This is a genomic window from Lentibacillus sp. JNUCC-1, assembly GCF_009741735.1.
Classification (GTDB): domain Bacteria; phylum Bacillota; class Bacilli; order Bacillales; family Amphibacillaceae; genus Lentibacillus_B.
Map to the genome: position 1 here is coordinate 448,442 of NZ_WHOH01000003.1, position 24,729 is coordinate 473,170.

Genomic DNA, 24,729 nt, shown 5'->3' on the forward strand with positions numbered 1-24,729 from the left:
AATGTGCATATCCAGGATTGAATGTGCAAATCCGCGATCGAACGTGCAAATCCGCGATCGAACGTGCATATCCAGACTCAAGCGTCCAAAACGACATTCAAATGTGCACTGATCATTCCAAATGCGCAAGGAAAACGTCCACCGCTCTACCCAGAAACATCAGCACGACTGAGATCTTCCAACACGTTACTCGGCTGGAACACCTGGCAACCACCTTCACCTTTCCGCCCGCACCGGGTGCATTTTCGGGTATTAATCAACTCAAGGGCGTAATCAACGGCCTCGGATGAATGGCTGAAAAAGTGCTCTGCGCCAATCTGATCATACAACCCGCTGGCATCCAGCATGGCCCGTACGTCGTCGTTCACCTCAGCAATTAAAACACGCCCACCGACATTCGTGAAGTCAGTCACAAGCGCGCCCAAGTTGTTTGCGGCCGTGGCGTCCATGATTGAGGCGTGCTTCATTTTCAAAATCAGTACTTGCGGACGTCTGTTGATCGACCGGGTGATCATCGATTCGAATTTGTCCGCTGCTCCGAAAAAAAGTGGCCCGTCTATGGTGTAAAAGGCGATTTCCGGACAGCTTGCTCCATGCTCTTCCGCCCCGTTAGCCGCTTGCTGTTTCAAGAGGGAAGGCATGACTGTTTCCACTTCAAAAACTTCGCTCATCCGTTTAATGAATGATACAGCCGCGAGCAGCAATCCAATTTGAACGGCGACCGTCAAGTTCACAAACACCGTCAGTAAAAATGTTGCGGCAAGCACGATGGAGTCGCTCGTCTTTAATTTTAAAATATGGGCAAACGACCGGTGTTCGCTCATGTTGTAGGCGACGACCATCAGAATCGGCGCCATGCTCGCGAGTGGAATATTCGAAGCATACGGGGCCAAAATCAGCAACGTCGCCAGCACGAAAACCCCTTGAAACACGCCGGAAAAAGGACTGACAGCGCCTGACTTGATGTTTGTCGCTGTCCGCGCAATGGCACCTGTGGCAGGGATTCCGCCAAACATCGGGGTGACGACGTTCGCGATTCCTTGCCCGACGAGCTCCCGGTTGGAATTGTGGCGCTTCCCGGTCATACCATCAGAAACAACTGCCGACAGAAGCGACTCGATCCCGCCCAGCATGGCAATGACAAAAGCCGGCTGCCAGAGCATCATGATTTTTTCCCAAGTGATGTCGGGAAAACGAAAGCCTGGCAGTGACTGGGCAATCCCGCCGAATGCACTGCCAATCGTTGCCGTTTGCCCAGGATAAAAGACAATAGCAACGATTGTCGGTACCATTAACGCCGCCAACAGCACAGGCACCTTGGGAAAAATTCTCGGAATGGTTATGATGACAAACAGCCCGATCATGGCGGTGAGAATGCTGTAGCCATTGATCCCAGAAATATTATGCGCCAATTCCAACATGTTTTCATGAAAATATTCCTTTTTCTCAAGCCCTTCCAGACCGAGAAAGTTGCCAATCTGCCCAGTAAAAATAATGACAGCTATGCCTGAGGTAAAACCGATGGTCACGGAACGGGGAATGAATTTGATTAAACCGCCGAGTTTAAATAGCCCCATGACAATCAGCATAACGCCAGCCATGAGCCCGGCGATGAGGAGATTTTCATAACCATACTGCAAAACAATCGCGAGGAGAATCGGGATAAATGCACCTGTGGGACCGGCCACCTGGAACCTTGATCCGCCAAATAACGCGACAAGAATGCCGGCAATAATCGTGGTATACAGCCCGTATTCTGGTTTCACACCTGAAGCAATCGCAAAAGCCATCCCCAGCGGAATGGCCACAATACCGACGGTGATACCTGCAATGGCATCCCGTTTTAAACTGTCCAATGTTAACCCGCTAAATCGCTCATCTCTGAACAATCGAACCATTCACTCCTGAAAAGATATATTTTTATAGCCTTAAAGCTTCCATATATAAGCATACCATATATGGAAGAAAAATGCTTACCGCGGATATTAATACAATATATAGTGGTGGATTTTAGGCAGTTCTATATATGGTAATCATATTCAATGATCATAAACGCATTCGATTGACAAAAACAATCCTTTAAAATTCGAATCAGCGTGTTCGATTGAAAGCCCAGATTGGGTTAACAACTCAATGATATCCCGGTTTAAATGACAGCCGTCACAGACTTTTTTCCAGACCGGTGTCAGTAGATCCTGTGTTTTGGCAAGTTCGCTTGATTTAGCCTGACATGTTCAAACAGCAGTTTACAGACACAATACATTTCTTTAGCATGTTTTCGTTCGTATAGTTTGTAACTATTTATTAAGGCACAGGATCCGTAAACTGCGAACTAACTAGGCAGACCTAATGACTGCTTCACGCGGTCGCTCGGGGAAAACACTGCGCTTTCCGTGGGCGCTGATGAGCCTCCTCGCGCTAACGCGCTTGCGGGGTCTCATCGAGGCTCTTCATCCCACAGGAGTCTCCGTGTTTTCCCCGAGCTTGGTGAGGAGTGTGCACCTTTTTCCTTTCGTTCTTGAGCAGAACGTCCTAATCACTGTTTAACATAAAGTGATTGGAGCGGAGGGAAGTCGACTCCTGCGGGAACAGCACGAGTCCGAAGACCCCGCAGAGGTGGTATTCCTCGAGGAGGCTGAGGCCGTGCCCGCGGAAAGCGACTTCCCGCAGCGCAAATCACGATACTCTCTTTGTGGTGGTTAGTTGCCAGAAGCAGTCATTTCAAGTTTTCACTGGTTCGGAGTTTGTGTCTACTATTCGTTATGGACGTTAATCGTAAAGTTACATTAGCCATCATCAATAATGAGTTTTTTCATTAACGCCTCACACCTACCCATCTCTTTTCAATAATATTCGGCTTCTCTCGGCTGGTATGAAGGACGTAAAATTCACGACCGGGATTTTCGTGATGCAGTTTTTTATAGGCTCTCATAGCCTCAGGAGAATTCGTAAACTTTTTCAAGGGGACAATATCTTCTAAAATGCGTTCATCATTTTCGTTCGTAAAGGCTTGTACCGCTTCGATTAACATCCATTTATCAGGAAATGCTTGCTGTACCTCTTCCCATTTCATTCATTTTTGCTACCACCCATTTATGTTATATTCTATCATGCTATAGTTTGTTTTTTACAAAAGATAACAGCAAAAGGTCATAAATGATAGGATTTAATCGATTTAGTAAAGGCCTCAAGCGCCTGCTGATCCACCGTCACCCCGATCCCGGGTTTGTCAGGCACTGCTACATAGCCATCTTGCACAACGATCTCTGGATCAATGATATCTTTGTCCCAATACCTGTCCGACCCTGAAATGTCACCAGGCAAAATGAATTGCGGCAGGGAGGCGAGTGCAATGTTATGGGCGCGGCCGATACCTGATTCAAGCATGCCGCCGCACCAGACAGGCATGTTATTTTCCAAGCAGTAGTCATGGATCCGGCGTGCTGCTGTCAGGCCACCGACACGACCGCTTTTAACATTGATGATCTGGCAGCTTCCGAGGCGATGGGCTTTTTCCACGTCAGAGAGCGCATGAATACTTTCATCAAGACAAATCGGTGTCGTAATGCTTTGCTGCAGCTTGGCATGATCAATGATGTCGTTATGGGCGAGCGGCTGTTCAATCATAAGCAATTGAAGCGCGTCAAGCTGTTTGAGATGCTGGATGTCCTCCAGGGTATAGGCTGAATTGGCATCTGCCATCAGGGCAATGTCCGGAAAAGCATTTCGAACCGCTTTGAGCATATCGATGTCCTGACCCGGCTTGATTTTCAACTTGATCCGTTTATAGCCTTCTTCCACATAGGCAGCGATTTTTTCCAGCAGCTCGTTGATCGTCGGCTGAATGCCAATGCTCACGCCCACCTCAACTCGGGATCTGGTGCCTCCGAGTGCCGCTGCAAGACTCACATTCTGCTGTTTGGCATACAAATCCCACACCGCCCCCTCGAGTGCTGCTTTTGCCATATTGTTCCGTCTGATCGGGGCGAACAGGCGTGACAGCTCATCTGGATGGTTTACCGGATTATTTTTCAGCAGAGGGATGAGAAAGTCCCGCATGATATGCAGATTCGTTTCGACCGTTTCTTCCGTATACCACGGCGCGGAAAAAGCGACAGACTCTCCATAACCGGTCTCTCCAGCAGAATCAATCGCCTCTATAATGAAAAATTCCTTGTTTTGCAGTGTTCCAAAGCTCGTTCCAAACGGATGCTTCAATCGCATGCGCATCCGCCGCAACTGGATACGGGCAATATCGATTGGCATGTCGGATCGCTCCTTTAATGATTAAGTATGATTGTATCTATGATAACATAAGGAGAGACAATAAATATTTCAGAAATGTGGTGAATGGAATGGATAAACGCCTGATCGACAGCCATATTCATATTGATAAGTATGAGAAAAGTCAACGCGACCATATATTGAGCGACTTGCAGCGGGTGATGGTCGATGCCTTGATTGCGGTCTCCAATGATCTTGAATCCACTCGGCGTGTCCTGCGCCTGGCAGCGGCTGATCAGCGGATCAAGCCAGCCATTGGTTATCACCCGGAGCAAGCTGTGCCAGATGAACGTGAACAGCGGGCTTTAATCGCGCTCATTGAAGATCGGAAAAATGACATTGCTGCGATTGGGGAGATCGGTTTGCCGTATTATTTGCGGCAGGAGCAACCGGACTTGGATTTACAGCCGTACATAGATTTGCTGGAACGTTTTATCCAAAAAGCTGCCCTCCACGGGAAACCGGTGATTTTGCATGCGATATATGAGGACGCCGTAATTGTGTGTGATCTGCTGGAAGCTTACGGCATTCAGAAAGCGCATTTTCATTGGTTTAAAGGGGAGGACAAGGTGCTTAAGCGGATCGTCGGAAATGGCCATGTGATATCTGTGACGCCTGATGTGGTGTATGAACCAGAGATTCAGCATATTGTAAAACAAGTGCCATTGGAGCAGCTGTTGGTTGAAACCGATGGGCCTTGGCCATTCGAAGGCCCGTTTGAAGGGGAAGTGACCCACCCTGAAATGATGCACCATTCTATTGAGAAGATTGCCGCGATCAAGGGGTTGGAGCTGACCGAGGTGTATAGACGAATTTATAAAAACACATGTGAGTTTTATAAACTCGAAGATCTGCTCTGATTGCAAAGCCCGCTTTGCACTTGTATGATGGCTTCAATGTGAAATTTCGCTGACGGAAAAGGGGATGGATTTTTATGAAACGAACGGCATTATCATTCAGCGGCGGCAAGGACAGCTGCTTTGCCCTCTATAAACTACAGGAGCAAGAAGGGATCGAGATCGCCTCTCTTGTCACAACGGTGTTTCAAGAGGATCAGAAAACGGTGGCACATGGCGAGCCACCTGAGCATATCAAGCAGCAGGCTGAACGTCTCGACGTGCCCGTTACGTTTGTCACAACCGACTTTAAAAGTTACGGTGAGGACTACCTCGACCATTTGCTGAAGCTCAAAGAAACCTATCAACTGGATGCCATTGCATTTGGCGATATCTATCTGGAAGGCCACCGAGAATGGGGTGAAGAGCTCGCAGCCAGAGCAGGACTCGAGCCTTTGTATCCGCTATGGTCCACAGAATATCAAGCCCTGCCTCTTTTGCAAGAATTCATTTCACACGGCTTTCAAGCACGCGTCATAAAAGTTGACGAAGAAAAGCTGCCGGCAGACTGGGTAGGCCGCATCGTTGATGGAGCGTTTGCTGACGAAATCGCCCGCCTGGACGTCTGTCCGATGAGTGAATCGGGCGAGTATCATACCGTGGTAGAAGATGGTCCGTGTTTTAGGAAATAGGAGTAAGGGGGAGGTGTGATGAAACAAACACATGTGATGACGATCATCATTATTGGCCTTGTGGCGAATGCTATTGCGATGGGCATCAATGTTTATGGATACTTTCGTGAAGGTGAGATAAGCCTAGCGGTGATTTTTGGCGTTGTGCTGCTTTTGAACCTTGTTGTGGTAGGCTTTGCTATCACGATGAAAAGGAAACTCAAACGCCAGTAAGGTGTTTTTCAAAAAGGACTTGACGAACCAACAGCACCGATATATAATAATATTTGTCGTCGAAAAAAGACGAGCCAACGGGGCATTAGCTCAGCTGGGAGAGCGCTTGCCTGGCAGGCAAGAGGTCAGCGGTTCGAGCCCGCTATGCTCCATATCTATGAAACGCTTGTATCCAATCGGGTGCAGGCGTTTTTTGTATGTGGATGAACTTACAGTAGGGGTCGAAGCTTGCAATTTCAATTATATCGGCGAATTCGAGCGAGATATCGGCGATTTCAGGACATATATCGGCGGTTCCACCCATTTTATCGGCGAATCTGCGGATATATCGGCGAAAATGAAAATAACCGGCTTTTGAGATTGCTGCTGAGTAACAATCTTAGTGAAGATGCTTTTCAATTTACACAACGTCTAGTCCACTAACTCTAACCTGATTTCCTTTTCTTGTTTAGTATTCTTCCCACCAGCCCGCCATTCAAAATGAACAAAGATCTCATGACCTAGATATTTCAATCTCTGCGGGTCAACAAAAGCGGTAACCGTCTGTGTTATAATGAGCCATAAGAACACAAGTGGAGGAGATATGAATGAGTCTTCCCCCAAAACAGGACGCAAGCCTCGAAGATTTTTATAAAATGCGTGAGGAAACCAATCAGATTCTTGAGTTCGCGGGTGGGGTTGTGCTCATGTCACCATCGCCCTCGACACGTCATCAACAGGTTTCAGCTAGGCTGTAGGCTGCGTTATTCAATTTTCTCGAAGGTGGACCATGTCAGGTCTTCAGTGCGCCGTACGATATTCAGTTGTATAAAGATGACATCAATGAGACAAATATTTTCATCCCCGATTTGTCTGTTATTTGTGATGAGACCGGACTGGAGGAAAACAAGTTTGTTGGTGTGCCCGAAATCATTATGGAAATCCTGAGCCCTTCCAACCAAAGTCATGAATTGATCCCAAAGATGGATGCCTATATGAGATATGGCGTAAAAGAATACTGGATTGTTAACCCGTTGCTGAACGCCATTCAAGTTCATACGTTAACGGCTGAATGTGTGTATCAGCAAGCGGATGTTTTGAGAGCAGAAGGCATGATGAAATCTAAAGTTTTAAAAGGATTCCAGGTTGATTTGGAAGATATTTTCCGGTGAGAGTCATGAACAAAAACACTGGGAGGCATTTTAATGAAAACCATGAATACGATATTGCTTATTCTCATTGTGGCTGCGGGTATTTTTTATTTGTATCAGCACAGGGAAGTTCCGTTTGAAAACGTGTGGAATGATGCTTTAGACAAAAATGAGCAAATCCCTGGTGATGAGGAATTACGCCATATCAGCATTTATTATATAAAAAAAGCAGACAATGAGCGCGGTTTTACTGAAAAACATTTGAAAATCGATGATAAGCAGATGGTGAATGAAGTAATGGATCAAGCCTTGGGAATGACGGTGAAGAAAGCCCGAGGGATCAGCTTGGATTTTGATGGATTATATATCATGGACGTAAAGACGAATCACGCCAAATACGGCATTGAGTTTGATGAACAAGGGCATATGCAGGTGGAAGGTAAGTATTATGAAATTGAAGGCGAAAACCGTTTGCTGAAATCACTCAAACCAATGGATTGGGAACCACGGTGAACTCAGGGGGGGCAGCTTGGATGCATAGGAAAAAAAGTTCGTCCAAACTGGAGATTTATGAAAAGCTAGCAAAAGCAGAAAAGCAGCTAGAAAGCGATACGGACTTGTTAGACGCAGAGGAAGTCTTTAAAGGGTTAAGGGAGAAGTATGGGAACGAATAACGATTAATGAAACGCTTGTATCCAATCGGGTACAGGCGTTTTTTTGTATGTGGATGAACTTACAGTAGGGGTCGAAGCCTGCAATTTCAATTATATCGGCGAATTCGAGCGAGATATCGGCGATTTCAGGACATATATCGGCGGTTCCACACATTTTATCGGCGAATCTGCGGATATATCGGCGAAAATGAAAATAAACGGAGGGCTGGGGGCCTTCCAGCGGATGCTTGACGTGTGAAGGTGTATTCTATCCAAGCAACACCGCTGTCTATCAAAGGAAAACACCATTCTAACAAAGCAAAATCACGTCTATCTCAGCAAGAAAGGGTTCTATCACAGCAAGAGCGCGTTCTATCAAAGCAAGCCCACCTCCTATCCAAGCAAGCCCACTCTCTATCCAAGCAACAGCCCCACCCCCGTCCCATACAAACACACAAGCACCACGGCAAAAGCCTGCCACATCAGACTCTTTTACCCCACCCGTCCTCCGCCTCAAGTCTGAACATATTTCCTTCCACAGAATGTAGCAAGATTTTCATTTTACAGTTATCATGTAATTACAAGTTTTGGAAAAACAAAGGGGATGACGAGTTGGAGAGCATTATTGAGGTCAAGGATTTGAATAAACAATATAAGAAACGCCGGACAAAAGAGTATGTGAAGGCGGTGCAACATGTGTCTTTTCAGGTGAAACGGGGGGAGATCCTCGGGTTGCTTGGGCCAAACGGTGCTGGGAAGACGACGACGATTAAGATGATCTGTGGGTTGTTGGTGCCGGATTCGGGTACCATCCGGATCAACGGGATTGACAATCAGAAAAACCGACTTCAGGCGCTGCGGCAGATCAGTGCGGTTCTGGAAGGGAACCGGAATTTGTATTGGCGTTTGAGTGTGCGCGAGAATCTGGAGTATTTTGCCGGGAACAGGGGGTTTTCGCGGAAGGCGGTGCGAGCGCGGGTGGATGAGCTGCTTGACCAGTTCAACTTGAAGGATAAGGAGCATGAGCTTGTGAACCGGCTGTCCCGCGGGATGCAGCAGAAGCTGGCGATTGCGGTGGCGATGCTGGCTGACAGTGAGGTGATTTTGCTAGATGAGCCGACGTTAGGTCTGGACGTTGAAACAGGGTATGAGGTGCGTGAACTGCTGCACGATATCGCGGAGAATCACAACCGGACGATCATCATCAGTACGCATGATATGGCGGTGGTTCAGGCGTTGTGTGAGCGCACCGTGATTATTAACGGCGGGAAAATTGTGACCGACGACCGTGTTGAAAATTTGCTGAAATTGTTTGCAGCGCGCTCTTATGTGGTCACGATTGATGGAGAACTGACAGGGCAGCAAGCAGCATTGCTGGGAGAAACGTTTCCAGACTCAGAATATCAGCCAGACGATCTTCAATCAACGTTACGGGTGGACTTTTCCAACGGGGCGAAAATGTATGATCTGTTTGATATTTTAAGGGTGAATGAAACGCAGATTGAAGCGATTGACCGGGAGACGGTTGATTTTGAACAGGTCTTTATGAAGATCGTGAAGGGGGAGTCGTCACATGAAACTGCTTAACCTGTTGAACGCAAATACGCGAAAAGAATACTTGGAGCTTAAACGGTATTTGCCGAATACCATTGCGATGCTGTTTACATTTTACATTATTTTTGTCGGGATGTTTATGGGAATTCAAGTCATCGGGGACCCGAGCACACAGGATGCCAACACGCAATTTGTGATCGTGAACTATATCTTCTGGTTTCTGGCGATGATGGTTGTGAATGATATCGGCTTTGTCGTGATGAGTGAGGCGATGCGCGGTACCCTTGAACAGCTATGCATGTCGCCGATGGGATTGTGGCGGATCATGGTTTCAAGACTGATCGCGACAACGGCATTGAATTTCCTGCTTATTGTTGTGCTACTGTACTTATCGATGCTGACTACGGGGCAGTGGCTGAACGTAGACTTAGTCGCCATCATGCCGATACTGATCTTAACATTAATCAGCATGTTCGGACTCGGCTTTATGGTGGCAGGGGTGTCCATCATTGTAAAACAGATCCAGGCATTCTTGCAGATCTTGCAGTTTTTGCTGGCGGGATTGACGTTTGTCCCATTGTCAGTCGCACCTGGACTCGCGTACCTGCCTTTTGTCAAAGGGGTGGACCTGATGCGCGAGGTGATGATCAACGGGGCAACGCTTACGCAAATCGGTTGGGGCGACTTCGGAATCCTGGCGCTGAATGCCGTGGTATACTTCTTCCTTGGCTTGGCGTTTTTCCTGTATTGTGAACGGTTGGCCATGCATAAAGGGTTGCTGTCGCATTATTGATCAAAAGAATGTATAAAAGGAAGAACAGGTCAACAAGGCCTGTTCTTTTTACATTTGTGATATCCTGCAAAAAATCCAAAAAAAAACACTATTTGCATTATAAGCGGTTACATATTATAATATGTAACCATACAAGACGATTCATTCTAACAGGGGGGGCAAAGGATGGTTTTACACGTCAAAGGGCTCAGCAAGTCATACGGCAAGGAAAAAGTATTGGATAACCTTTCTTTTAATATAGAAGAAAACCAGATCGTTGCACTGGTGGGCCCGAATGGTTCGGGAAAAACAACGCTTTTGAATATCATTACAGGATTAATGAAAGCAGACGCGGGCGACATCAAGCTGTTCGATATGCGCAATAGCAATCCCGACGTATTCAAACATATCTCCTATATGCAAGACAATTCCGTGCTGTACGATTATTTAACCGGGTATGATCATCTGCAATTTATCGGTGATATCCAAGGCTTCACCAAACAACAAATCCTCACCACAGCAGAAAGAGTCGGGAGTGCCCATTATCTCAATAAAAAAGTGCGTAAATATTCTATGGGCATGAAGCAGCACCTGTTGTTAACGATGGCCCTCCTGAATCAACCTAAGCTCCTCGTCATGGACGAACCTTTAAATGGCTTAGACCCAACCAGTACGATACGCGTGCGCAATCTGCTGTTAGACCTCCATCAAGAAGGGACATCGATCCTCTTGTCCTCACATAATTTGTCCGAAATTGACCGTGTCACGTCGCATATATTATTTTTGAAAAATGGCCGACTGATCGAGGAGGATATTTCCAAATATCTACATACAACTTATGCACTCCATGTCAGCGATGTAGACGGATCTGTAAATGCTCTGAAGCACATGGGGGTTCACATTGATCAGATTGAAGGGAACACAGTACACATTTCAACCCAACACCATTCCATTCACGACGTTTTCCTGAAGTTAGCGGGAAAACAAGTCGTCATACACGATGTTAGCCAAAAGATCGCCGGTTCCGAGGAACGCTATCAAACGCTTTTTACAGAGGGCACATAGATGTTAAAGCTAGTAATGTTCGAACTGAAAAAGCTGCTCAAGACTAAAAAGCTGTTTTATTTACTCGTCATCATCACCTTATTTAACGTGTATCAATATACATATCATGCCACACAGGCAGATGAAATGGTCGATCGTTTATATGAAGACACTGAGCCATTAATGAGTGCCGTTAATCAGAGTGAACGTGCCCTGGAAGAAAGACGCTCCAATCAACAGCTGGGAGACATGGGTTTGGCCCAATCCGACGCCCTTCAGGAGATGAAGTCTGACCTTCAGGATTGGAGAAGTGCCATTTATACAGAAGACTTCGGAGCCGCACCTAAATTTGAACAGGCATTTTTGGAAAGCCTGCAAGATTACCTGAATGCCGGCGGAGAATTTTCAGTGTTAGACGGGGTAGGCCTGGACTATGCCATAGAAAAAAATGACTGGATGGTTGAGCATGGATTGGCCGTTGAAGATGAAACCTATCCACTGTCACCACATTTATTTTTAAAAGATGCGAGTGAGTGGCTATTTGGAATCTCAGGTGTCATCCTATTGATTCTCGTCCTCGGCAATATTTTATCAGCAGAGCGCGAACAACACACCTGGTTCACATTGAAAACCCAGCCCATCACAAAGTCACGCATTATTTTAGCAAAATATATGGCACTGCTGCTGAGTCTGTTATGTTATATGCTGTATACGATCATCATCGGGATCGTGATACCGCTTGTTTTTGGTGACTATGAACTGAATTTAAATTATCCGCATGTTTTGATTACAGGCGATGAAGTTGTAGCGATCTCCACGCTGCATTATGTAAGTCTTAAAATAGGTTTGTTTGTTGGGGCTGAACTAATTGTATTGAGCTTTCTGCTGTTTGTCAGCATGCTCTTCAAATCGACATTCAATACGTTAATGGTGTCCATTTTCGTCTTGTTAAGCGGTTATGTTTTAACGGATTCAGTCTCTGCATTACAAACACCGCTTAATATCTTTCATCATCTGCGTCTGGACCAGATCATATCTGAGGCCGGGACTGGCGTTGTATGGACCTATCTATTGTTTGCAGCGATGTGGAGTACCATATTGATCGGGATAACCCTGCTTTTGCCGGAAAAAAGCGGGCGTCTTATTCAGTTTACAACCGTGAGACAAGCGTTTCGTTCAGGGCAGACACGTCCAACAAGGGGCCGACTTTGGAATGTCGTGGTTTTTGAATGGCGAAAGCTGCTGAGAAAAGGTCAGCTGACACACGTTTTAACCATCTCCCTGTTATTCATTGTTGGCGCGTACTTTTTTCTGCATCATGTTGAAACGACAAAAGAAGCCGCGTACTTCAATCAGTTGGAGCTAGAAATGAAAGACATTCAACATAAGATGATTCCAATGTATGAAGAAGGCCTAGCGGGTTTTAGAGCGGAATTGGAGGATGCAGATGACGACATCCATCAAGAACAGCTCCAAGATTACATTGAAGGACATCAGGCAGCGATTGATTTGTACGAGAAATGGACGGCTGTCATCGAAAACGGCATCAAAGGCTATGAGTCAGAAAACTGGAAGTCTTTTTACGAGCATCAGATCTTCAAGATTAAATTATTGGGCGGGGAATTTGATAAGCCTTTAAACTATATAAGCCATAGTAAGGATGGATTCGAATTTCAATATGACGTCAGTCTTGAAAAAACGAAATGGTTGATGGAAAGAGATATTCAGCCCATATTTCCAGGTGAATACACATCAACCATACATGACGAGTGGCCGGACACACCACAAAACGAAATTGCTCGCGCCAATCGGGAAGCGCAAAACCACAAAGTCAATGCGAGTGGCCTGTACAGTCTGTTTCACTTCTATGAGTATTATATCTATATTGGGCTGCTCGTCCTGTTTCTGTTTTTACTTGGAACAGGCATGGCGTCAGAGCGGGGCAAGCAAAACACCATTTACTTTTTGCGCACACAACCGATTTCCCGCAGCACATTGTTTCTCGGGAAAGTGACGCATTCCATAGTGGTCGTCCTCGGCACTTTTTTGGGAATCGTATTGTTTATCTTCCTCTTAGGAACGATTTTTAATCGATTGGGCGATTGGAATTATCCTATTTTACATTACGATACGCTAAGCGAATCCACCGCAGCCAATTATACGGGGATCATAACCGATTATCACAGTTACGGATTTCATTTAATTCCACTGGGAAATTACTTGCTCCAGTGTTTGATGCTACTAATCTTGACAGCTGTATTCGTGATGGTCATGGCGAACTTTTTATCATTATGGGTTAAAAATACGGCCGCTGTCATGACGCTGGCCCTGATCATCGTGATCGGCGGTTACGTTGGAAGCATCGAATATTTATCCGAATGGGCATACCTGTCTCCGTTCACATACTTGGACATTATGAAAGTGGCAAATGGCGCATTGGCGACACAATTTGACCAATCGTTGATCAATAGTTATGTTGGCGCAATGAGCTTGGGTGTATCTATACTGGTATTGGTGTTACTGGGATATTTGAAGGAAAAGCGATTCAGATGATTTAAGCTGGGTAAACGCACAAACACAGGCCTTATAACCAATCATTTTTCTAAAACCGGTACAACTGTCATATACACTGGGTGGTCAACTGCCATAGGTTATTAGTGTACTGATTTTAGAAAGGGGACGATTATCAATGGGTCATAGACATCAAAGACATTGCCATTGCAGGCCAAAGCAAGTTGTGTATCCTGTTAAGCATGATTGTGTGAATTGCTACAGCGAAAGCGAAGTCGAGCATATCCATCCTTCTCATACAACAGTTATGAACCACCATCTTGTGAAAAATAAGCACGTTTATCCGCATTCAACATCTGTGCAAAATACGTGGAACGAACAGAATGTGTATGGTGGGTCGTATGAGGTGCCAGGACAGCCGAATAATGTGGCCGGCGCGATGTCACCACCGCCGCGTCCAGGCATGGGACCTGGGCAAATGCCGGGACCGGGCAACATGATGCCGGGCGGTCCAGGCAACCAAGTAGCAGGCGCCATGACACCTCGGCCACCAAACCATCACGGTCAAATGAAACCGGGCATGGGACAATGGCAAAAACCAAATCACATGTGTTAACAGGAAAAAGCCGGCAGCAATGCCGGCTTTTTGTTTAGGATGTTTTCTGCTCACCACCCCATATCCGTAAACTAAGCACCTCATATTTTTAAATGAGCACCGTGATTTCCGCTGCGTGAAGTCGCTTTAACTTTATCACAGCTCAAGTGCGACATCTGCTCAAGAAAACCACTTTCGCAGTGTCTTCTAGCCGCGGGCACGACCTCAGCCTCCTTGCCCCGGCAAGGGGTATGTCGACGTTGTCCGCAAAGGACGGTTTTAGTCGACCATCCTTAATGTAACGCTGTGGGGTCTTCGGACTCGTGCTGTTCCCGCAGGAGTCGACTTCCCTCCGCTCCAATCACTCTATGTAATTCAGTGGCATGGACGGTTCTGTCCGAAACCAAGTATGAATGATTTCAGTTTACGGGCTATTATCAATGTCTCTACGCAATTCAAACTTTCATCTGTTCTGCCCACGAAAACGGGAAGGAGGTGAACACTTCTCACCCAGCTCGGGGAAAACACGGAGACTCCTGTGGGAGCAAAAAGCCTAGATGAGACCCCACAGCGCGCAGCGCGAGGAGGCTCAGCAGCGCCCACTGGACGCGGAGTGTTTTCCCCGAGCGGTTGCCAGAAGCAGTCATTCAAGTTTTCACTGGTTCGCAATTTGTGTCTACTATGCGTTATTGGTTAAATAGTAACCTCTATAATCTTTTCCTGTAAAGAGCCTTTACTCATGATGTTCGAGGGTGAACAAGGCGAGTCCGAGTTTGCTCTGCTTTCACCATAAATACCTACGCATCTCTGGCTTAAATAAATTGGTGTCGATGGTGCATGTTTCGCCGTCAATGGCGTATTGCCAGCCGTAGACTTTAGCTTGGTCGGGGCCTTGGGCTGCATAGTCGGGGGCATTTTCTTTTGTGGTGATATCCTGCTGGGGGAAAGCGGTCCATACGACTGTGTCCTGTTGACGGCTGGGTTCCATTTCATTGTAGGAACTCAGGATGTCGCTGCCCTCGTCAAATACACCGTAAACGCCTGGTTCATAAGCGGAATTTTTCAAAGTGTCATACCAGCTTTCCAGAAATGCTGTGTCAACTGGGAAAATCGGTTCGATATCGGCAAATAACGCGACGCCCTCGGGGATGTCCAATTCGTTGGCTGCGTCTATGGCACTTTCAGCATGCGCCGCGCCATTTTCATACCCTGTGGCATCTTCAATAAGGTTATAGATTACAAGTATTTGAACGTCTTTTTCATGGAGAAATGCAGCTTCATCTTTAGTCAGGGCGTCTGAGACATTTTCGATATCACCGAGGTAACGGCCCCAAACTGCGGGTGTGCCATAATTACTGTTTACACATTGATACATATCTTGATCTGCCTGGGTGGCGGAATCGACACCCCACAAGATTTCAGATTTGCTGTCAGGCTGGCTGGTGTCGTCTTCTTTTTCCTGCTGGTGAAAAATAAACCATGCGAGCAATGCCGGGATGACGATAACGACGACCATACCGATCAGCAATTTTATTTGATCATTCATTGAGAACCCTCCTTCATTGCTTGTGCAGTATATGAAGGAGAGCGTTATAGAGTGTAGGCAAGTGGATTGTCTGTTATGATTAAAATAAAGAGGAGTGATTCTTGTGAAAACGATCGGGCTAATCGGCGGGATGAGCTGGGAATCGACGGTGACGTACTATCAGTTGATCAATTCTGAGATTGGGGAGCGGCTTGGCGGCCTGCACTCGGCCAAGTGCTTGTTGTACAGTGTGGATTTTGCCGAGATAGAAGACTACCAGCGCCAGGGTGAATGGGACCGGGCTGGAGAGACATTGGCTGACGCAGCCGTGCGTTTGGAGAGCGCGGGAGCTGACTTTATTGTACTGTGCACGAACACGATGCATAAAGTGATTGATCGGCTGGAGGCGGCAATTCAGATTCCAGTGCTTCATATCGGCGACGTAACAGCCCGTGCCATTCAGCAGAAACATCTGGACAAGGTGGGCCTAGTGGGAACAGCTTACACAATGGAAGAGGATTTTTTAATAGAAAGGATTCGCGCGCACGGAATCGAGGTAATGGTGCCTGATGAAACGGAGCGGGAAATTATCAATAAGGTCATCTTTGAAGAACTGTGTCTGGGCCGGATTCGCGATACCTCCCGCACTTACTTCCTGGAAGTGGTGGATAGGCTGGCAAATGCGGGCGCAGCGGGCGTGATCCTTGGCTGTACAGAGGTTGGTTTGCTCATTAATCAAGACGATAAAGAGGCCCCCTTTTTTGATACAACGAAATTGCACGCAATGGCTGCTGTAGACATGGCGCTGGAATAATGCATGAGAGAAGATTGATAAATTTGGAGTCAAGCGTCCCGTTTGCGATTTTTCCTTAGGGTGTAAACGAGATAGAATGTGAGTATGAGGGCTAATAATGAAAAAACGCCGATAAAAACCCTGTTGGTCATATTGAATGTATAATGCACCACGATTAATATGAAAAAAAACACATTAAATATCCACAGGACTTTATCCTGCTTTTCATCTTTAAATTTGATCATATAAATAATCATGGCCACTGTAAGAACAATGTAGCTCGTTGTTGGAAAATAAATCCAGCCAAATCCTGGCATCTGCTCACCCCCGCTTTTTTGGATGAATATGTAAAGAGTCCTTACTCCTAAATATAGCATATTTTATTATAAAAAGGTGTCGGAAACGGTCGAAAAGAATATTTTATAAAAGTAACAGAAAATGTGCGATAAATACTGGGTGGTGCGACGGGGAATGCAGGTTGTGAAGAATAACCGCCGTTCAAGCTGGGAAACCGCCGCTCGGATGGAATAACCGCCGTTCAAGCTGGGAAACCGTCGCTCGGATGGAATAACCGCCGTTCAAGCTGAGACACCGCCGCTCGTGACGATAATTCGTCTATCACCATTATTCAGCGAAAAAATCACACATGGAAGGAATGGTTGTTTGAATCGGGGACTCATTGTTTTAGGGTTATTTTTAATATTGGTTGTATATTTTGCCGTGGATAAGGGCGTCCGAAAGTGGCTTGGTATTGAGAAAACAGAAGGGGCCTCACGCTATGTTAACAGGTTTCATTTGCTCGGATCACTTGTCTTGCTTGGCGTATTTTTCGTGATTTTAACCCAGAATGAGGGTGTAGGCAGTGGGGAATTAGTCGGGAGTGGCCATTTATATGCGGTTATTGCACTGCTGATTGTGTCACAGCTTTTCGATGGCTATATGCACTGGAAATATCACGAAAACCCGCGCGAGTATATCATCACACTGATCTTTCTCGGGCTTATGATTGTGCTCGTGACCGGGATTTTGTTGGTGAACATTCTTATGTAAACAGTTCAATATTATTAAGCCGTGTAAGTGTACCAATGCGTATTTGACGCACCCATTTATTTACCCGTTAAAAAGCGCCTTTATTATTCAGCTTACATAAATAATGAAAAAGCTACTTTTAATAGACCCCACCCCAAGACTAACGCCCTCCCCCTCCATGCATATGCTGATTGAAAGTATATGAATGGAGGCTTGGTGACATGCATAATATGGAAGGAAAAAAGAAACAAGGATCCCTGACGGTGGTCGGCACGGGAATGGTCAAAGGCGCGCCCGATGCGGCTTCTATCGATTTGGAAGTAAGGACAGAAGCCATGCAGGCGGAAAAGGCTCAGGAGGAAAATGCGGTCGTAATGTCTCGTGTGATTCAGTCGCTGCTGCAGCTTGGCATACCGAGGCATCAGATTCAAACGACTGCTTACCGCATGAATCCGCAATATGATTATGTGGACGGTGAGCAGGTTTTTCGCGGATATGAAGTGGTGCATGTCGTGACGGTTCAAATCAACCAGCTCAACCAAGTGGGGCAGGTCATCGAAACGGCAGTCGGGCAAGGTGTGACACGGGTTTCCGATATTCGGTTCACAGTCACAAACTCAGATGCTTACGAAGCCCGTGCCTTACAGGTGGCGCTGCAAGACGCTCAAATGAAAGCCCAAGCCTTAGCAGCAACCATGCAGGTAAACCTCAACGCGGCTCCTTCCCAAGTCAGAGAGACATCGGCTGTTTCGCCTGAACCGTATCAGACATACATGGCCGCAGAAAAAAGCACTGCTGTTCCAATCGAACCCGGTCAAATTGAATTTCGCGCTTCAGTCACAGTAACATATGACTACAACTAATCATTGAAACTTTTATGCTGAATGAAACGTTATAATGGATCAAGCACATGAACGTGGTGTCAAGGAGGCTTTGCCATAATGAAAATTTTAGCGTTCATCGGGAGAAAGCTGCTCACAACCTGGTTTGTGGGCGTTGTTTTAACCGTTGCGTTTACATTGCTGTTAACATCAGGCGGTATTGAAGGGCTTGAATTGCAAAATAAGAACGACGGCTACTTTTTGCTGTCGTTTCTCACAGCCATTGCGGTCGGCATTTTAATGCTGTATGGCATGATTTTTTCGATTATAATTGAACTGGTGACGCAGAGATGGTTCCAGGAAGCTTGGATGTATGTGTTCCTGCATGTCGTGTTCGGGCTTGTCTTTGTCCTGTTGGGAAGCGGCTTTAACATGCTTCTCTTAGGCACCGCACTCGTCGTTACATTATTATACGTCGGCGTAGACCGCGCCATATTTACATGGGCCGACAGAGCCACCCGCTGGATTCTTTTCGCCGTCACGCCAGTGCTGCTTTATATACTCGGGTTCGGGCTGTTTCGTTTAATGGTGTAGTGATCATAAACTATTCTCGTATAGAATAATTCTATTGATTAAAACACAGTTTAAGTAAACTGCGAACTAACTAGTTAGATCTAATTTGGGATTTTATGACTGCCACTGACAACCGCTCGGGGAAAACACTCCGCGTCCAGTGGGCGCTGATGAGCCTCCTCGCGCTGCGCGCTGTGGGGTCTCATCTAGGCTTTTGCTCCCACGGGAGTCTCCGTGTTTTCCCCGAGCTGAGTGAGAAGTGTCGACCTTCCTTCTCGCTTTCGTGGGTAGAACGGTTGAAAGTGTGAATCAGCATATAGGGATTGAAAAACATTAACGGAAATAAATCTCATAGTAAGCCAAGATTATCACTAATAAGGAACCTCACCTGTCAGTGGGCGGCCCAAGAAGTGTTCACGTTCATACCTGATTTCTTAAGTAGAACCGTCCAAGTCACTGAAAGAACATAAAGTGATTGGAGCGGAGGGAAGTCGACTCCTGCGGGAACAGCACGAGTCCGAAGACCCCGCAGAGGTGGTTTTCCTCGAGGAGGCTAAGGCCGTGCCCGCGGAAAGCGACTTCCCGCAGCGCAAATCACGATACTCTCATTGTGGTGGTTAGTTGCCAGAAGCAGTCATTCAAGTTTTCATTAGTTCGCAGTTTGTGTCGACTGTTCATTAAGGATGTTGTTATAAAACAGGTCACTTTATTTAGTTACATATATCATAAAAAGGAGAGGATTCCATGCTTCAAAAAGATCAAACCGTATTCGTTCTCGTTGACGTCCAAGGAAAACTGGCGGAAATCGTACATGACAGTGAGCATGTTCTGGACAATCTGACAAAACTGATCCAAGGTTTGCGGGTGCTTGATGTGCCGATTATCTGGCTTGAGCAATATCCGGAAGGGCTCGGCCCAACAGCGGACAAGATATCGGCTGAACTCCAAGGGCTCAAGCCTATTCCCAAAATGACGTTCAGCGCCTGTGGTAATCTTGATTTCATGCGCGCATTAAATGCGACCGGCCGAAAACAGGTGCTGATCGCCGGCATTGAAACTCATGTTTGTGTGTATCAAACGGCGAGACGATTGCATGAGCTCGAATATGACGTAAACCTTGTGCAAGACGCCACATCATCCAGAACGGAATCCAACCGGGATATCGGCATCCAAACCATGCAACAGGCCGGCATAAAAGGGACAAGTGTGGAGATGGCATTGTACGAGCTCATGGAAAAAGCCGGGACCGATACATTCAAGCAAGTGTTGAAGATTATTAAATAACGACTCCGACCTTAAAACAAAGGAGGAACCCATCATGTATGAACTAAAAACAAAAGAAAACGATAACAGCGTCATTGAGTTTATCGAAAGTGTAGAGCACGAAGGAAAACGTGAGGATGCGTATCGAATGCTGGATATTTTCACGGAAGAAACAGGGCATCAAGCAAAAATGTGGGGGCCAAGCATCATCGGCTTCGGCTCATACCATTACAAATATGCATCAGGCCATGAAGGTGACGCACCACTCGTGGGCTTTTCTCCGCGGAAAGCAAGGCACAGCCTGTATTTCGCTACTGGTGACAAAGAACGGGAAGAGCTGCTGCAACAGCTTGGCAAACACAAATCCGGGAAAGCATGCGTTTATGTGAACAAACTGGCTGATATTGATGAAGCGGTGCTCAGACAACTCATCCAACAATCGATAACCTTCTTGAGAAAAACCTACCCTGAACAATAGTTTCAGGGTTTTTTCTTATAACATGCCGCATCCCAACTGTCTATGTGATATTGATTATTTTCACTGTCTGAAATATACTAACAGAAAGACAATACATCAGGTCAGCCACCACTTATAAATGGGGAGTGGAATATAAATGGACAAAATGAAAGCGCATTCCGAATTGGACCAGGTGATCGAACGGGCAAGGCGGCAAACGTTGGGAGACCTCCTTGTGAGAACACGCAGACGCACGCCCGGGAAGCTGGCATTCGTCTATAACGATCAATATGTGACTTATGCAGAACTGGACGACATGGTCAATCAGACAGCACATGCATTCATGCAAGATTCCCTGCAAAAAGGCGATATGGTTGTTGTCATGTCGAAAAACAGTCTTGATTTCGTTGTGGTGACGTTTGCTCTCGCCCGTGTCGGCGCAGTGATGATCCCGATCAACTATATGCTGACAGGCGAAGACGTGCAATATATCATTGAACACGCCGAAGCGGATGTGCTGATTGCTTCTGAAGAATATGCGACCACATTGGAGACGGCTGCAGAAAACAGATCGATCAGAGCACTGTATTTAATGGATGTGCTTGGAGCATCTGCTGGTGAGCACCAACACTGGACGTCCTTATCCGTGGCGAGAGATGGTCAGCCGGTGACGTTCGTTGAGGCTGACTTGCGTGACGACGATCTTGCTCAAGTTTTGTACACAAGCGGAACCGAATCCCGGCCCAAAGGTGTCATGCTTTCCCATAACAGCATTATCAGCGAGTATGTGAGCTGTGTAATTGACGGAAAAATGGAAGCCCGCGATAAGTTGATTCATGCCCTTCCTTTTTACCACAGTGCTCAACTGCATGTATTCCTCGGACCGAGCATTTACCTCGGATCAAGCGGTGTGATCCTAGGAGTAGCAAGCCCTGAGCTGATCCTGGAAACAATCGAAAAAGAAGGCGCGACCCAATTATTCGCACCACCCACCGTCTGGATTGCACTTCTCAGGCATCCTGACTTTGACAAACGCGACCTTTCTACGCTGGAAAAATGTTATTATGGTGCCGCGATTATGCCCCGGGAAATTTTAAAAGAACTGGCCGAACGCCTGCCCAATGCCGGGTTCTGGAACTTTTATGGGCAAACAGAAGTCGCCCCGCTGGCAACCGCCCTGCAGCCGGAAGATCAATTACGCAAGCTCGGTTCAGCAGGTGTTCCGACATTGAATGTTGAAACGAAAATTGTGGACGAAGCCGGTGAAGAGGTGGAAAGAGGAGAGATTGGCGAAATCGTACACCGCACGCCCCATGCCATGAAAGGGTATTTGTACGATCACGAAAAAACCGCCGAAGCCTTCCGTAACGGCTGGTTCCACAGCGGTGACCTTGGGGTAATGGATGAAGAAGGCTATATCACGATTGTCGACCGGAAAAAAGATATGATCAACACGGGCGGCGTGAACGTCTCCAGCAGGGAAGTGGAGGAGACGATTTATCAGATGGACGGCGTTTCAGAGGTAGCCGTCATCAGCATCCCTGATCCGTATTGGGTGGAAGCTGTAACGGCGATCGTCGTGCCAAAAGATGGTACGAATTTGACAGAAGAGGGCGTCATAACGTTTTGCAAAGAGCGGCTGTCAACATTTAAAGTGCCAAAGCGAGTTGAGGTTACAGATATTTTACCTAAAAATCCGAGTGGCAAAGTGCTGAAACGATCTTTGCGGGAACGTTATGAGTAAGCCGTTTGTCTAAGATGATTTTCGCCCATCTGCCAGCAACTTCGACAACGGGCTCACGCCGAGACTCTGGACAATCAATGACAGCATGATGACGGCAAAGGAAAGTGATAACAGAAAATCTGCCCCGCCGGACGACTTGGTGCTTAAGCTGAGCAGCAAGAAGACCGACATGGTGCCTTTGATGCCGCCCCACGAGATGAGGGCGGCATATTTGAATTTAACGATGTGCCGCCAGCCATCAAATACTTGCATGGTTAAAGTAACGATAACAAAACGCACGATCAGCGAGGCAATAAAAACGATCACAGCGAGCATCCATCCGTTGAAGCTGAACGCGAGATAATCGGCGGCTTCGATTCCGATTAACAAGAAAAGAAGGGAAAGCAAGGAAGGTTCGGCCACTTCCCAAAACCCGCCCAGGCTGGATCTGTAAGACGTTTCCTTACTTGAGCGGCTCAGTTCAAACGACAGCATAATCCCTGCAAACACCGTCGTCAGCACACCGGAAAATCCGAAATGCTCGGAAAGGTAAAAACCGCCATAAGCAATCACAAGACTGAGCATCACTTGATAGTCACGATGGTGGGTGATGTAGATCAGCTTACTCAATCCCCATCCGATCACAACGCCCAAAAGCACGCCGCCAGCCGACACATATAAAAATTCTTTCAAAAATCCGAGCGGCTGGAAGGCTTCCTGGTTCAAATACATCCCCGACAGCACGCCAAACAAGACAACACTTGTCCCGTCATTAATCATGGACTCCCCGTCAACGACATCCCCAATGCTCGGATCGTCTGTCGATTGTTTCAAAATGGCCACGACCGAGACAGGGTCTGTTGGAGTCAGAATCGATGCGACCACAAGCGCGCCAATCAAAGAGATGCCAGCGTAGGGTCCACCAATTGCGTAGATGATGACCCCAAGCAGCCCAGCTGTCAAAGCGAGACCGATCGTACTTAAAGTCGCGATCACACCGGCATTTCGCTTGAGAGCCTGTGCCGGATATTGATATGCCGCAGCAAATAACAATCCAGGCAGGAATATTTTATAAATCATGTTTTCAGTGACTTGAATGTCTGAGAAAAAAGGGATGAACGACAAAAGGATCCCGATGACAACGAGCACAACCGGGACAGGAAAGTTTTTTTGTTTTTTATCAATCGTAAAAACAATGTAGCCAATGGCCAGCAAGATGACGATTTTAACTGGAGTCATATGTACGACCTCTTTTGTTTGGGTGATGAGTGATAATCAGAAGGAAGTGCTCAGATATCTGATCACTTCCTCCGTCTGGTGTATTTATTCGTGTTTTTCAATGACCGGATCTGTCAGGTTTTTGTATTCAGGAGCTGGATCCTGACCCATTCTGATTTCAGGATTAGCGACAACCAGAATCTTGCCGGCTTTGACTTCTTCTGTGTAGCGTTGAGCCTGTTCTTTTGTCAGATCAAGTTCCAGCATTTCCTCATACATGCTCTTTTTCTCTTCGGTATCCGGTGAATTATTCAACATTTGTTTCAGTTTATACATCATATCTTTTTGTTCGCTATGGTCACCGTCATCTTCTACTCTTACATCAGTGAGTTTATCCATTTCCTTGCTGCGGTCCTCATTGGCAAATACGGTCATGTTTTCCACTTTCAAGCCTTTTAAACCGAGATTGTCAACAATATTGGCAGCTTCGACGCTTGATTCAAACGGTCCATATACTTCATATGGCATACATGCACACCTCCATTTGAAAACTATATGCCTTATACAGCAATTACCCGTTCCATTTACCGCTTAAACGCTGCATAGAAACGGACACGCTGCAAACGCTAATAACGGAGGTGTGAAACCATGAGCGATAAAAACGATATCTGGGAAAAGAAACGCAGCAAAACAAGCATCAATCCCCAAGGGCTAAGCGAAGACGAAAAGGACCATCAGCCCAAATCCCAGCCGGAACACCGAGCTAAGAAGAAAAATACGAAGATATAGTCATTTGTAAGAAAAATGAGGCTGGCGTTTTGAAAATGCCAGCCTTTTTGTATTATAAAGAGCAAAAAATCAACGTGATTGACGCGCTCGCAGCTATAATTGAAGCGCTCACGATCTTAATTGTTGCACTCCGCCAAGCATTAGAGCACTCCGTCAAAATTTCTGTCTTAGAGCATATGAAGCAAAACAAGATAAAAGAGTTTGTCCAAACAATTTTGGTTGTAAGTTGTCCCTCTTACTAAAAGTGGGATGAC

General features: G+C 46.4%; 29 protein-coding genes, 1 tRNA gene and 1 pseudogene. 24 read left to right on the plus strand and 7 right to left on the minus strand.

The annotated features are described in order from the left end of the window. Positions 1 to 146: 146 nt before the first annotated feature. The 3 genes from JNUCC1_RS12695 to menC form a co-directional block, all read right to left on the minus strand. On the minus strand, positions 147 to 1,898 hold the full coding sequence (locus JNUCC1_RS12695; protein WP_156645827.1) for a SulP family inorganic anion transporter: 1,752 nt from the start codon (positions 1,896 to 1,898) through the stop codon (positions 147 to 149). A gap of 917 nt (positions 1,899 to 2,815) precedes the next feature. Next, the gene (locus JNUCC1_RS12700) at positions 2,816 to 3,073 is read right to left on the minus strand and encodes a hypothetical protein (protein WP_156645828.1); all 258 of its coding nucleotides are present in this window, start codon (positions 3,071 to 3,073) and stop codon (positions 2,816 to 2,818) included. A 77-nt stretch (positions 3,074 to 3,150) separates the two neighbouring features. Continuing rightward, a complete protein-coding gene (gene menC, locus JNUCC1_RS12705) occupies positions 3,151 to 4,266 on the minus strand; it encodes an o-succinylbenzoate synthase (RefSeq protein ID WP_156645829.1) in 1,116 nt (371 codons plus the stop codon). 89 nt (positions 4,267 to 4,355) lie between these two features. Between menC and JNUCC1_RS12710 the strand changes: the two genes are divergently transcribed. From JNUCC1_RS12710 to JNUCC1_RS12775, 15 genes and pseudogenes are all read left to right on the plus strand, one after another. Beyond that, positions 4,356 to 5,144 carry a TatD family hydrolase gene (locus JNUCC1_RS12710; RefSeq protein ID WP_156645830.1) on the plus strand — a complete coding sequence of 263 codons (789 nt, stop codon included), beginning with the start codon at positions 4,356 to 4,358 and terminating at the stop codon, positions 5,142 to 5,144. Between the two features lie 74 nt (positions 5,145 to 5,218). After that, entirely contained in the window at positions 5,219 to 5,812 is a 594-nt protein-coding gene (locus JNUCC1_RS12715; RefSeq protein ID WP_156645831.1) for a diphthine--ammonia ligase, read from the plus strand. Positions 5,813 to 5,830: 18 nt separating this feature from the next. Continuing rightward, on the plus strand, positions 5,831 to 6,025 hold the full coding sequence (locus JNUCC1_RS12720; RefSeq protein ID WP_156645832.1) for a hypothetical protein: 195 nt from the start codon (positions 5,831 to 5,833) through the stop codon (positions 6,023 to 6,025). Between the two features lie 79 nt (positions 6,026 to 6,104). Beyond that, positions 6,105 to 6,177, plus strand: a tRNA-Ala gene (locus tag JNUCC1_RS12725). A 5-nt stretch (positions 6,178 to 6,182) separates the two neighbouring features. Beyond that, positions 6,183 to 6,383: a hypothetical protein gene (locus tag JNUCC1_RS12730; RefSeq protein WP_231784213.1), complete on the plus strand. Its 201-nt coding sequence runs from the start codon at positions 6,183 to 6,185 to the stop codon at positions 6,381 to 6,383. A gap of 229 nt (positions 6,384 to 6,612) precedes the next feature. Further along, positions 6,613 to 6,762: a hypothetical protein gene (locus tag JNUCC1_RS19295; protein ID WP_331713777.1), complete on the plus strand. Its 150-nt coding sequence runs from the start codon at positions 6,613 to 6,615 to the stop codon at positions 6,760 to 6,762. A gap of 15 nt (positions 6,763 to 6,777) precedes the next feature. Then, positions 6,778 to 7,176 (plus strand): annotated as a pseudogene (locus tag JNUCC1_RS12735) (Uma2 family endonuclease); the annotation flags it as partial. 33 nt (positions 7,177 to 7,209) lie between these two features. After that, entirely contained in the window at positions 7,210 to 7,668 is a 459-nt protein-coding gene (locus JNUCC1_RS12740) for a hypothetical protein (RefSeq protein ID WP_156645834.1), read from the plus strand. A 20-nt stretch (positions 7,669 to 7,688) separates the two neighbouring features. Then, the gene (locus JNUCC1_RS12745) at positions 7,689 to 7,829 is read left to right on the plus strand and encodes a hypothetical protein (RefSeq protein ID WP_156645835.1); all 141 of its coding nucleotides are present in this window, start codon (positions 7,689 to 7,691) and stop codon (positions 7,827 to 7,829) included. A 49-nt stretch (positions 7,830 to 7,878) separates the two neighbouring features. Further along, positions 7,879 to 8,067 carry a hypothetical protein gene (locus JNUCC1_RS12750; protein ID WP_156645836.1) on the plus strand — a complete coding sequence of 63 codons (189 nt, stop codon included), beginning with the start codon at positions 7,879 to 7,881 and terminating at the stop codon, positions 8,065 to 8,067. 353 nt (positions 8,068 to 8,420) lie between these two features. Beyond that, on the plus strand, positions 8,421 to 9,395 hold the full coding sequence (locus tag JNUCC1_RS12755) for an ABC transporter ATP-binding protein (protein ID WP_156645837.1): 975 nt from the start codon (positions 8,421 to 8,423) through the stop codon (positions 9,393 to 9,395). After that, complete coding sequence (locus JNUCC1_RS12760; protein WP_156645838.1) at positions 9,382 to 10,155, plus strand: ABC transporter permease; 774 nt, start codon at positions 9,382 to 9,384, stop codon at positions 10,153 to 10,155. Before JNUCC1_RS12755 ends, JNUCC1_RS12760 begins: the two co-directional genes overlap by 14 nt. Before the next feature lie 165 nt (positions 10,156 to 10,320). Next, the gene (locus JNUCC1_RS12765) at positions 10,321 to 11,199 is read left to right on the plus strand and encodes an ABC transporter ATP-binding protein (protein WP_156645839.1); all 879 of its coding nucleotides are present in this window, start codon (positions 10,321 to 10,323) and stop codon (positions 11,197 to 11,199) included. Then, complete coding sequence (locus JNUCC1_RS12770) at positions 11,200 to 13,731, plus strand: ABC transporter permease subunit (protein WP_156645840.1); 2,532 nt, start codon at positions 11,200 to 11,202, stop codon at positions 13,729 to 13,731. Positions 13,732 to 13,867: 136 nt separating this feature from the next. After that, entirely contained in the window at positions 13,868 to 14,305 is a 438-nt protein-coding gene (locus JNUCC1_RS12775) for a CotD family spore coat protein (protein WP_156645841.1), read from the plus strand. 763 nt (positions 14,306 to 15,068) lie between these two features. On the opposite strand, the gene JNUCC1_RS12780 is transcribed toward JNUCC1_RS12775, so the two are convergent. Then, positions 15,069 to 15,830 carry a glycoside hydrolase domain-containing protein gene (locus JNUCC1_RS12780; RefSeq protein ID WP_156645842.1) on the minus strand — a complete coding sequence of 254 codons (762 nt, stop codon included), beginning with the start codon at positions 15,828 to 15,830 and terminating at the stop codon, positions 15,069 to 15,071. Between the two features lie 103 nt (positions 15,831 to 15,933). On the opposite strand from JNUCC1_RS12780, the gene JNUCC1_RS12785 reads away from it, so the two are divergent. Further along, a complete protein-coding gene (locus JNUCC1_RS12785; protein WP_331713778.1) occupies positions 15,934 to 16,623 on the plus strand; it encodes an aspartate/glutamate racemase family protein in 690 nt (229 codons plus the stop codon). 29 nt (positions 16,624 to 16,652) lie between these two features. On the opposite strand, the gene JNUCC1_RS12790 is transcribed toward JNUCC1_RS12785, so the two are convergent. Then, the gene (locus JNUCC1_RS12790; RefSeq protein ID WP_156645844.1) at positions 16,653 to 16,919 is read right to left on the minus strand and encodes a hypothetical protein; all 267 of its coding nucleotides are present in this window, start codon (positions 16,917 to 16,919) and stop codon (positions 16,653 to 16,655) included. 385 nt (positions 16,920 to 17,304) lie between these two features. On the opposite strand from JNUCC1_RS12790, the gene JNUCC1_RS12795 reads away from it, so the two are divergent. From JNUCC1_RS12795 to JNUCC1_RS12820, 6 genes are all read left to right on the plus strand, one after another. Next, positions 17,305 to 17,652 (plus strand): DUF4181 domain-containing protein, encoded by a 348-nt coding sequence (locus JNUCC1_RS12795; RefSeq protein ID WP_197431738.1) that lies wholly within the window; start codon positions 17,305 to 17,307, stop codon positions 17,650 to 17,652. Between the two features lie 200 nt (positions 17,653 to 17,852). After that, entirely contained in the window at positions 17,853 to 18,494 is a 642-nt protein-coding gene (locus JNUCC1_RS12800) for an SIMPL domain-containing protein (RefSeq protein WP_156645846.1), read from the plus strand. Between the two features lie 78 nt (positions 18,495 to 18,572). After that, the gene (locus JNUCC1_RS12805; RefSeq protein WP_156645847.1) at positions 18,573 to 19,046 is read left to right on the plus strand and encodes a hypothetical protein; all 474 of its coding nucleotides are present in this window, start codon (positions 18,573 to 18,575) and stop codon (positions 19,044 to 19,046) included. A gap of 723 nt (positions 19,047 to 19,769) precedes the next feature. Further along, entirely contained in the window at positions 19,770 to 20,309 is a 540-nt protein-coding gene (locus JNUCC1_RS12810) for a hydrolase (RefSeq protein WP_156645848.1), read from the plus strand. Positions 20,310 to 20,343: 34 nt separating this feature from the next. After that, entirely contained in the window at positions 20,344 to 20,766 is a 423-nt protein-coding gene (locus tag JNUCC1_RS12815) for a DUF1801 domain-containing protein (protein WP_156645849.1), read from the plus strand. A 136-nt stretch (positions 20,767 to 20,902) separates the two neighbouring features. Further along, entirely contained in the window at positions 20,903 to 22,489 is a 1,587-nt protein-coding gene (locus JNUCC1_RS12820) for an acyl-CoA synthetase (RefSeq protein WP_156645850.1), read from the plus strand. Positions 22,490 to 22,498: 9 nt separating this feature from the next. Here JNUCC1_RS12820 and JNUCC1_RS12825 read toward each other — a convergent pair whose 3' ends face one another. Both JNUCC1_RS12825 and JNUCC1_RS12830 read right to left on the minus strand, forming a co-directional pair. Next, the gene (locus tag JNUCC1_RS12825) at positions 22,499 to 23,707 is read right to left on the minus strand and encodes a cation:proton antiporter (RefSeq protein WP_156645851.1); all 1,209 of its coding nucleotides are present in this window, start codon (positions 23,705 to 23,707) and stop codon (positions 22,499 to 22,501) included. Between the two features lie 84 nt (positions 23,708 to 23,791). After that, complete coding sequence (locus JNUCC1_RS12830) at positions 23,792 to 24,214, minus strand: general stress protein (protein ID WP_156645852.1); 423 nt, start codon at positions 24,212 to 24,214, stop codon at positions 23,792 to 23,794. Positions 24,215 to 24,334: 120 nt separating this feature from the next. Here JNUCC1_RS12830 and JNUCC1_RS12835 point away from each other — a divergent pair, with 120 nt between their 5' ends. Together JNUCC1_RS12835 and JNUCC1_RS12840 are read left to right on the plus strand one after the other, a co-directional pair. Then, positions 24,335 to 24,475 carry a small, acid-soluble spore protein L gene (locus tag JNUCC1_RS12835; RefSeq protein WP_156645853.1) on the plus strand — a complete coding sequence of 47 codons (141 nt, stop codon included), beginning with the start codon at positions 24,335 to 24,337 and terminating at the stop codon, positions 24,473 to 24,475. A 29-nt stretch (positions 24,476 to 24,504) separates the two neighbouring features. After that, entirely contained in the window at positions 24,505 to 24,717 is a 213-nt protein-coding gene (locus JNUCC1_RS12840; RefSeq protein ID WP_156645854.1) for a hypothetical protein, read from the plus strand. The last annotated feature ends 12 nt before the right edge of the window (positions 24,718 to 24,729 follow it).

Excerpts from the sequence above, each read along its gene's own strand:
- JNUCC1_RS12695 (WP_156645827.1), bottom strand. The coding sequence starts at position 1,898 with ATGGTTCGATTGTTCAGAGATGAGCGATTTAGCGGGTTAACATTGGAC.
- JNUCC1_RS12700 (WP_156645828.1), bottom strand. The coding sequence starts at position 3,073 with ATGAAATGGGAAGAGGTACAGCAAGCATTTCCTGATAAATGGATGTTA.
- menC (WP_156645829.1), bottom strand. The coding sequence starts at position 4,266 with ATGCCAATCGATATTGCCCGTATCCAGTTGCGGCGGATGCGCATGCGA.
- JNUCC1_RS12710 (WP_156645830.1), top strand. The coding sequence starts at position 4,356 with ATGGATAAACGCCTGATCGACAGCCATATTCATATTGATAAGTATGAG.
- JNUCC1_RS12715 (WP_156645831.1), top strand. The coding sequence starts at position 5,219 with ATGAAACGAACGGCATTATCATTCAGCGGCGGCAAGGACAGCTGCTTT.
- JNUCC1_RS12720 (WP_156645832.1), top strand. The coding sequence starts at position 5,831 with ATGAAACAAACACATGTGATGACGATCATCATTATTGGCCTTGTGGCG.
- JNUCC1_RS12730 (WP_231784213.1), top strand. The coding sequence starts at position 6,183 with ATGAAACGCTTGTATCCAATCGGGTGCAGGCGTTTTTTGTATGTGGAT.
- JNUCC1_RS19295 (WP_331713777.1), top strand. The coding sequence starts at position 6,613 with ATGAGTCTTCCCCCAAAACAGGACGCAAGCCTCGAAGATTTTTATAAA.
- JNUCC1_RS12740 (WP_156645834.1), top strand. The coding sequence starts at position 7,210 with ATGAAAACCATGAATACGATATTGCTTATTCTCATTGTGGCTGCGGGT.
- JNUCC1_RS12745 (WP_156645835.1), top strand. The coding sequence starts at position 7,689 with ATGCATAGGAAAAAAAGTTCGTCCAAACTGGAGATTTATGAAAAGCTA.
- JNUCC1_RS12760 (WP_156645838.1), top strand. The coding sequence starts at position 9,382 with ATGAAACTGCTTAACCTGTTGAACGCAAATACGCGAAAAGAATACTTG.
- JNUCC1_RS12765 (WP_156645839.1), top strand. The coding sequence starts at position 10,321 with ATGGTTTTACACGTCAAAGGGCTCAGCAAGTCATACGGCAAGGAAAAA.
- JNUCC1_RS12770 (WP_156645840.1), top strand. The coding sequence starts at position 11,200 with ATGTTAAAGCTAGTAATGTTCGAACTGAAAAAGCTGCTCAAGACTAAA.
- JNUCC1_RS12775 (WP_156645841.1), top strand. The coding sequence starts at position 13,868 with ATGGGTCATAGACATCAAAGACATTGCCATTGCAGGCCAAAGCAAGTT.
- JNUCC1_RS12780 (WP_156645842.1), bottom strand. The coding sequence starts at position 15,830 with ATGAATGATCAAATAAAATTGCTGATCGGTATGGTCGTCGTTATCGTC.
- JNUCC1_RS12790 (WP_156645844.1), bottom strand. The coding sequence starts at position 16,919 with ATGCCAGGATTTGGCTGGATTTATTTTCCAACAACGAGCTACATTGTT.
- JNUCC1_RS12800 (WP_156645846.1), top strand. The coding sequence starts at position 17,853 with ATGCATAATATGGAAGGAAAAAAGAAACAAGGATCCCTGACGGTGGTC.
- JNUCC1_RS12805 (WP_156645847.1), top strand. The coding sequence starts at position 18,573 with ATGAAAATTTTAGCGTTCATCGGGAGAAAGCTGCTCACAACCTGGTTT.
- JNUCC1_RS12810 (WP_156645848.1), top strand. The coding sequence starts at position 19,770 with ATGCTTCAAAAAGATCAAACCGTATTCGTTCTCGTTGACGTCCAAGGA.
- JNUCC1_RS12815 (WP_156645849.1), top strand. The coding sequence starts at position 20,344 with ATGTATGAACTAAAAACAAAAGAAAACGATAACAGCGTCATTGAGTTT.
- JNUCC1_RS12820 (WP_156645850.1), top strand. The coding sequence starts at position 20,903 with ATGGACAAAATGAAAGCGCATTCCGAATTGGACCAGGTGATCGAACGG.
- JNUCC1_RS12825 (WP_156645851.1), bottom strand. The coding sequence starts at position 23,707 with ATGACTCCAGTTAAAATCGTCATCTTGCTGGCCATTGGCTACATTGTT.
- JNUCC1_RS12830 (WP_156645852.1), bottom strand. The coding sequence starts at position 24,214 with ATGCCATATGAAGTATATGGACCGTTTGAATCAAGCGTCGAAGCTGCC.
- JNUCC1_RS12835 (WP_156645853.1), top strand. The coding sequence starts at position 24,335 with ATGAGCGATAAAAACGATATCTGGGAAAAGAAACGCAGCAAAACAAGC.